The following is a 6,516-nucleotide window of genomic DNA, read 5'->3' on the forward strand; positions in this document are numbered from 1 at the left end:
AAGCCGTTTTCGGCAAACGTGTGCTCATTTGTGCAGATCGTTTTCATATTGCTCGTCTGTATCGAGAGAGTTTTGAGACCTTACGAAAACGGGAATGGAAGCGGTTACAGCGGACGCTCACGAAATCGACATTGGATCAGTTCAAAAACGTGCATGGGCTCTTGCGCCATCGCCGCGCGGATCTCACCGACGATGAGCGTCGTATCCTCAATCGTTTGTTTGTTCACTCGCCCCAAATCAAAGACGCTCACGATGCGTGCGAAGCGCTCACAATGATTTATGAAAGCCCTCTCTCAACAGGACAAGGAAAACGTCAAATTCGTCGCTGGATGCGACAAGTCTCGAATTGCGGAATCAGGTGTTTCGATCGCTTTCTTGGGACGCTTAGAACTCATTTCGCTGAGATCACTAATTATTTTGTCAACCGTCAGACGAGCGGGTTTGTAGAAGGCCTCAACAATAAATTGAAAGTCCTCAAACGACGCTGTTACGGCATCACCAACCTCGCCCATCTGTATCAAAGAGTGTGCTTGGATCTCAACGGATACGCTCGCTTCGGCGTGGAGTCAATATGAATCAATGTGTTAGAGTTTTCGTGTTCAGCGACTTTTCGTAGTTGATGTGTACGTCAAATCTAGCGTTAAATAATTATTTTTAAATTGGTTTCACATTCCCCTGAAATCCGGGAGAGCCAGCGAGAAGAACAAAAGTCATTTATCATTAATGAGTTAGAGCCAAGACTTGCTGATGCAAAAGAAGGTCGGCGACAGGTCTATTTTGTGGATGCGGCGCATTTCGTCCTGCAACCATTTCTCGGTTATCTGTGGTGCCTTCAACGAATGTTTGTCTATTCAGCGAGTGGGAGGCAGCGGTTCAATGTCCTTAGAGCACTCAACGCTATCACCCATGAAGTGGTAACGATCACGAACAATTCATACATCAATGCGCTCAGTGTATGCGATCTTCTGAGAGCGCTTGCAGTTAAACATCATTGTGAGGTCGTAACAATATTTCTAGATCATGCACGCTATCAAAAATGCAAAATTATGCGAGATCTTGCAAGTCAACTTGGAATTGAATTGGTTTTCTTGCCATCTTATTCACCAAACTTAAATTTGATTGAACGGCTTTGGCGACACGTCAAGAAACAAGTTTTATATTCTCGATACTGCGAAACCTTTCCCAAATTCAAAGCTGCGATCATGGGGTGTATTAATAGCACTAGCACCAGCAATCGTAAATCTCTCGAAACTCTTTTGACATTGAAGTTTCAGGTGATAGAAAAAACGCAAATAGTAAATACATAGAGTATAGTAAAGGACGAAAAAGAGGAGCTTTTCGTGGGTATCGAGAACACCCGAGGGACCTCCTTTCGGTAGGCATTTGATTTTCTTATTACGGAGTTTTTCCTGCAACATTTGATCATAAGCATCAGCGAAGGCCGGAACGAGGGCGTCAAATTACCTCGACTCATGCCGATCGTTGCTTTGATGGTTCGATCGCGTTTGAGTTCGGTAAATTGATCGAAGACTGTCATCGTTTAAGTCATTGTTTAAGGCCATTAATAGCAGATTTCACTAAATTCTATGATATATGCGATAAGGCTTTAGGCAAAAGGTACAACTCTACTCTTAGATGAAACCAATCACCTAGGTCACGGTCTCCTTCGACGGAATCGAAATTACCATGTAAACATGATCCGACATCAGATGCCACTCTTCGAACCGGCTGTCCTTCTGCCGGGCCAAGCGGTGAAAAAAGTCCCCGAGGTGCGTCCTCAGTTGACCGTAGGGCACGCTGCGATGATCCTTCGCGATGAACACATCATGACATTTTTACTCCCATTTGGGGTGGCTTAGGCTCTAAAAATCGTCCATCAGGACTCTCCATAGGCGTGTACTTAGCAACTCACGCGTCGGAGTGTCCCCGATGGACTCCCGGAAATGTCAAACTGCTACTGTCGCCCAGGCAGAGCCGAGGGATTACCCCTTTTATTTAAGATCAAGATGGTTCTGTAAGGCCCAAAATGGTAGTCACATAAGAGGTTGTCTGGATCAATCCGAGGCGGGACACCAGTATCATGCTAACGGAAACGATCCCGTTACATCATGGGTCAGGCGAAGGCGTACTTGGGAATCACACACAGGAAAATTTCGACCTCTGTAGCAACGGTACTAACTTTCTAGCGGGGCAAGATCTTATTCAAAATTGGAGCCTTACCCCTGTTGGTGCAGAAAGCGAGCTTGTTTTTGGCGCTACCGCTTCGTAACTTCCCCCCCAAGAACCTCTTGATAATCTCAGTGAATCATGGAAAATTTCGCGCTCGATGACAGGTTCAGGGTTATCTTTAGGTGTATTTGCCCACCCCATATACAGACCATGTAATGGGTAACCCTCACCGTGCCCTAAGTAATAATTCATACCTTTATAATCGACTACTAATTCACCGTTTACCCAAATTTTGGTGAAACCATGAGAGTCTGATGAGAGTCTTGTGTGAACAACAAAATCAATCCATTCATCTGTTTTATACTCGTAGACAGAACGATTAAATTTAACGTGAGAATTACCACTAACCCTCTGTTGCGGATAAGGGTCATCCATCCCCCTAATCTTTACAACAATTTTTCCTGCGTTATCTGATGTAGGCTCTAGTTGAATAGCTAGCGGTGGGCTTTGACCAATGTAAGTGGCCCATGTCTCGCCTTGTGGTGGACGAGCATGTAACTGAAAAAAAGTTTCCCACATAAAATTTGTAATTAATGTAAACGGCGGATATGGGCCAGGTATGTATGTGCTCCAGCCATACCAATAATCCTCTGTTTCCTCTCCATTGTTAACTTCGTTACGATCAGGAGTGAAGCCAGTAATCTCCATTCGATAGTTATTGATCGGGTCAAGCCGATTTATGTAAGCTCGGAATGACTGAGCTCCCTCCCTAGACCTAATTTTTGAAAAAGTCGGATTAGGTGCATTGTCCACACTATTTCTATGAGCTGTATATCTACCATCCGCAGACATCATGGGATTAGGGTCTTCGTAGTTATATTCTACAACATCAGCCGCGCAGACCCAAAAAGGAATGAATGAGCCAGCTGTTAAAGATAAAACTATCAAAAAAGAAAAAGTAAATATCTTTTTGTAAGCCGTTTTTAAAAATTTAACATTACACATCAAAGTGACACCCACATTATTGGAATTAAAATGAAGTATATTCATGAATATCCCCACAAAAAAATTTTTACCATTTCATCTTCACCATATCTCCCAGAGGCTATCTAGAATTGAGTGAAATTAAGCAGATTTGCTGCGGCGCCTGTCAAGCATTATGTCGTGTTGTAGATCAATTAAGTTGCGAGTTTTGCCAGCGTAGCCCGCTAGACCACCATTATGATCCGGGTTGAGGGCGATGTGATGAACCGTCGCCTAGTTGTGAGTCTTGCTAATCCAGCGTGACGAGTTCAGGGATCGAACCTGTTTACTGATTCGGGTGACGTCTATTCATAAACGTGGTGTTGTGCCCGGGACGACGCTCAGCGCGTTGTAACAAAGCGGATCTCGCATTTTGAATTTAACGTAGTTATTCCAGCGGACGAATGCCAGTATCCGCGCCCGCACTGCGAACAGGGTGCTGGAGCCTTTCACCATTTCGCAGGGAACGCCCTTTCCGGTAAGGTTCACAGCACCCGAATAAGGATGATCGTTAGTGGCGCACAGCCAACTGACAAATGGCTCAAAGTTCGCCTCATGGCGCTTTTCCTGCAGTATTGCAGCCTTGAACGCCCTGCAGTTGTCGATATGCGGCACCTGCGATTGCTGAAGCACCAGCTTGGCTAGGCTCAACCATTCGAGAACACCTCACACTTGGTTAGCCGACTCGCCTATGAAGGCGTCCTTACCGATTATCACTGATAATCATCACCAGATCGTAGCTGCTGCTCGCGAACGCTACGAGGCTGCCACGTGCAGTCCCAATTCCAAAATCTACAGCCGGTTGGATGCATTCGCGGCATCCAACGTCGGCCATAAGTGGTGCTTAGGCGCTTTAGCAAGCTTGAGTTGGATCGCCTCGCCGAGGTAACGCTAACCCGGGAAATGGTCGAGACCGACTCGAGATTAAGCGCCTCTTGGTCCAACTGGCGCATTCACTACGATCTATTCAGTAAACAGACTGGCGTGCTCCGGTCGATGGCAGTCGATAAGGGTCACCTGCGTCTCTTCAGTGGACATGCCGTTGGCGGATTTCACCCAGTCGATCAAACTGCGCTGAACATCACTAGTACAACGCCGGGATATTCGGACCATAATTCCGACCATCTCGCACGCCTCTCTCAGGCGGCATCCCTTGGCTCGTATGGTCGTATTCAGTGTAACTGCATGTTAGTGATATAGTTTGTTGATGATAATGCCACATCCACCAAATCTCCCTAGCTTTTTTGAAAGAGTCAGCAGTGCTGACGCATCTTCTAAGGCCTGGTTCTAGCCGCTCAGGTCTCGTTCCAGTTTCCAGATACGATCACGCTAGGCCTTGGCTTCCAGCACTTACCCCCGGTATTCCTGCTGTGACAGACTCGTTGCCTACCCATAGACCTGGCGCCTGGCCTCAATGCTCCTAGAACACACGAAAAGAAGAAATCAGTACTCGGTCAACTCGGCATCTTGAGTCGCTAAGGTCTCCAGAACTGCACCGAATTTTTTCTTGAACGACCACGCTGCCGTATCACCTGCATTAGGCGTGCAACGGCGTTACTCACGCGCCTTCTGTCACCACTTGTATAACGGGGGCTCTGAGATATCTTCCTGTTCGATCACCTCGGCAATCGAGAAATGAAGCTGTGGTAACCATTTCGCCGCCACAGTTACTCTAGCTTCAATTTGAATTAACCCAATTCAATTCTAGCCGGGCATGTCTCTGAACGATTTCTTCGCACGCTACGACACCGAAGCTCATTGCGCCGGGGCCCAGGAGGAGTCGCGGTGGCCGCAGGGGTTCGTCTGTCCGCGCTGCGGAGCGACCTCGCACAGTCCCACGCCGACGGGCGCACCGACAGGCAGTGCGCGCGGCGGTGCCGGGTGCAGACCTCGCTGACGTGCGGAACCTGTTCGAGTGCTCCAAGCTGCGGCTGACTAAATGGTTTCAAGCCATGTACCCGGTGACGCAGAACAAGAACAACCTCTCGGCACTGTCGCTGAAACGGCATCTCTGCGTGTGCTGGCACACCGCCTGGCGGCTCAAGCACAAACTCCTCGAAGCCATCGCCGAGCACGAGTCCTGTCCGCTGCTCACCAGCCTGGTCGTTGCCGACGACGCCGTCGTCGAGGGCCAGCGCCGCAGCGGCAAACACGGACGCGGCGCCGAAGTAAAGGCCGTGTTCCCGTGTTCATCGCCGCGGTGGAAGTCGGCGACGACAGTTATCCCCGACACGTGCGTCTCTCCCCTCTCCCCGATCCCCGATCTGAAGGGCGACACGCTGCGCTCTTGAGTGCGCAAGACGCTGGATCCCGACGCGCACCTAGTCACCGACGCCTTCGCGAGCCTTGGCTGCGCCGGGGCGAATTGTCGCCGCCTACGGTGCGATCATGGCCAGCGCGCGCAAATCCAGCGAGATCGATGCGTTCCGCTGGGTCAATACCGTCATCTCTAACCTCAAGACCGCGATCCGGAGCACCGATCACCACGTCAACATCCAAAAGTACTTGGCGCGCGACCTCGCCGAGTCGTGGTATCGCCTGAACCGCCGCTTCGATCTGCACTCGCCGGTCGGGCAACTCCTCCATGCCAGCGTCTGTATCCCGCCCAACCCCGAGAAATTGCTGCGCCAGTGCGCCGTCCGCGCGGTGCGAAATGCTCTGACGAAGGAACGACGCTAATCACATTCCAGAATGCTTATGACGATAGCGTTTAGGATATAGTCTGCAATAATGCACCTACTCCGCTCTTAAACAGACATATTGATGTCGAGATGAGTGGTTACCTTTGATCTGAAATCTTGCTAACTGGCTCTTTTGCGACATCATTGATCTCTGATATTGACAATGCTCTATTGTAAATGAGCACCTCATCAATCACCCCCTCAAAGGTCCGTCCCGCCATCACCGTGTTCCCGCCAATGCGCAGGGGATTGTTCGAAACAGCCAGATTCCCAGAATGTGAGGTGCGCACCACCTGCACACCATTAACAAATAACGCCTGACTCGAACCATCATGAGTGGCCGCTAAATGTGTCCATGTCCGGACTGGAAGCTGACTGCCTGCACTAATCCAGCGATTGTTGTTCGCAATTCGAATCTGCAAATTAGCGGACGGCCGCGGCGAGTCGGAATGCAGGGCATAGGCCAGACCACCACTCATCTCCTTCGTGATGACCGATGTAAAGTTGCTCTTCAGTGCCGTCGGGTACACCCACGCCGACAGCGTCATCCCATCGGTCAACCCCAACGACGCGCTGTTCTCCACCGTCACCAAACTATTATTGCCATTGAACGACAACGCCCGCCCAAAACGACCCTGCGTCG

General features: G+C 49.5%; 9 protein-coding genes. 5 read left to right on the forward strand and 4 right to left on the reverse strand.

Features of this window, described 5'->3' with window-relative positions:
- Nucleotides 1–575 (forward strand): transposase (locus CKO25_RS20125; protein WP_200389741.1); only part of this gene is annotated, 575 nt, incomplete at its 5' end.
- Between the two features lie 84 nt (nt 576–659).
- Entirely contained in the window at nt 660–1,307 is a 648-nt protein-coding gene (locus tag CKO25_RS22065; RefSeq protein WP_200389742.1) for an IS630 family transposase, read from the forward strand.
- A gap of 342 nt (nt 1,308–1,649) precedes the next feature.
- Here the strand turns inward: CKO25_RS22065 and CKO25_RS20135 are convergent, their stop codons facing one another.
- The 3 genes from CKO25_RS20135 to CKO25_RS20145 form a co-directional block, all read right to left on the reverse strand.
- Entirely contained in the window at nt 1,650–1,823 is a 174-nt protein-coding gene (locus tag CKO25_RS20135) for a transposase (RefSeq protein WP_338115192.1), read from the reverse strand.
- 379 nt (nt 1,824–2,202) lie between these two features.
- Nucleotides 2,203–3,219, reverse strand: coding sequence for a heparin lyase I family protein (locus tag CKO25_RS20140; protein WP_200389744.1), 1,017 nt, complete (start codon nt 3,217–3,219; stop codon nt 2,203–2,205).
- 282 nt (nt 3,220–3,501) lie between these two features.
- Entirely contained in the window at nt 3,502–3,843 is a 342-nt protein-coding gene (locus tag CKO25_RS20145) for a hypothetical protein (RefSeq protein WP_200389745.1), read from the reverse strand.
- 1,063 nt (nt 3,844–4,906) lie between these two features.
- On the opposite strand from CKO25_RS20145, the gene CKO25_RS22070 reads away from it, so the two are divergent.
- The 3 genes from CKO25_RS22070 (at nt 4,907) to CKO25_RS20160 (ending at nt 5,871) form a co-directional block, all read left to right on the forward strand.
- Nucleotides 4,907–5,089 (forward strand): transposase, encoded by a 183-nt coding sequence (locus tag CKO25_RS22070; protein WP_200389746.1) that lies wholly within the window; start codon nt 4,907–4,909, stop codon nt 5,087–5,089.
- A 1-nt stretch (nt 5,090) separates the two neighbouring features.
- A complete protein-coding gene (locus tag CKO25_RS20155) occupies nt 5,091–5,483 on the forward strand; it encodes a hypothetical protein (protein WP_200389747.1) in 393 nt (130 codons plus the stop codon).
- 97 nt (nt 5,484–5,580) lie between these two features.
- Nucleotides 5,581–5,871, forward strand: a complete 291-nt coding sequence (locus CKO25_RS20160; protein ID WP_200389748.1) for a hypothetical protein — start codon at nt 5,581–5,583, stop codon at nt 5,869–5,871.
- A 100-nt stretch (nt 5,872–5,971) separates the two neighbouring features.
- Here CKO25_RS20160 and CKO25_RS20165 read toward each other — a convergent pair.
- On the reverse strand, nt 5,972–6,516 hold a 545-nt coding region (locus CKO25_RS20165; RefSeq protein ID WP_200389749.1), incomplete at its 5' end, for a LamG domain-containing protein.

It is taken from the genome of Thiocapsa imhoffii (genome assembly GCF_016583985.1).
In the GTDB taxonomy this organism is placed as follows: Bacteria; Pseudomonadota; Gammaproteobacteria; order Chromatiales; family Chromatiaceae; genus Thiocapsa; species Thiocapsa imhoffii.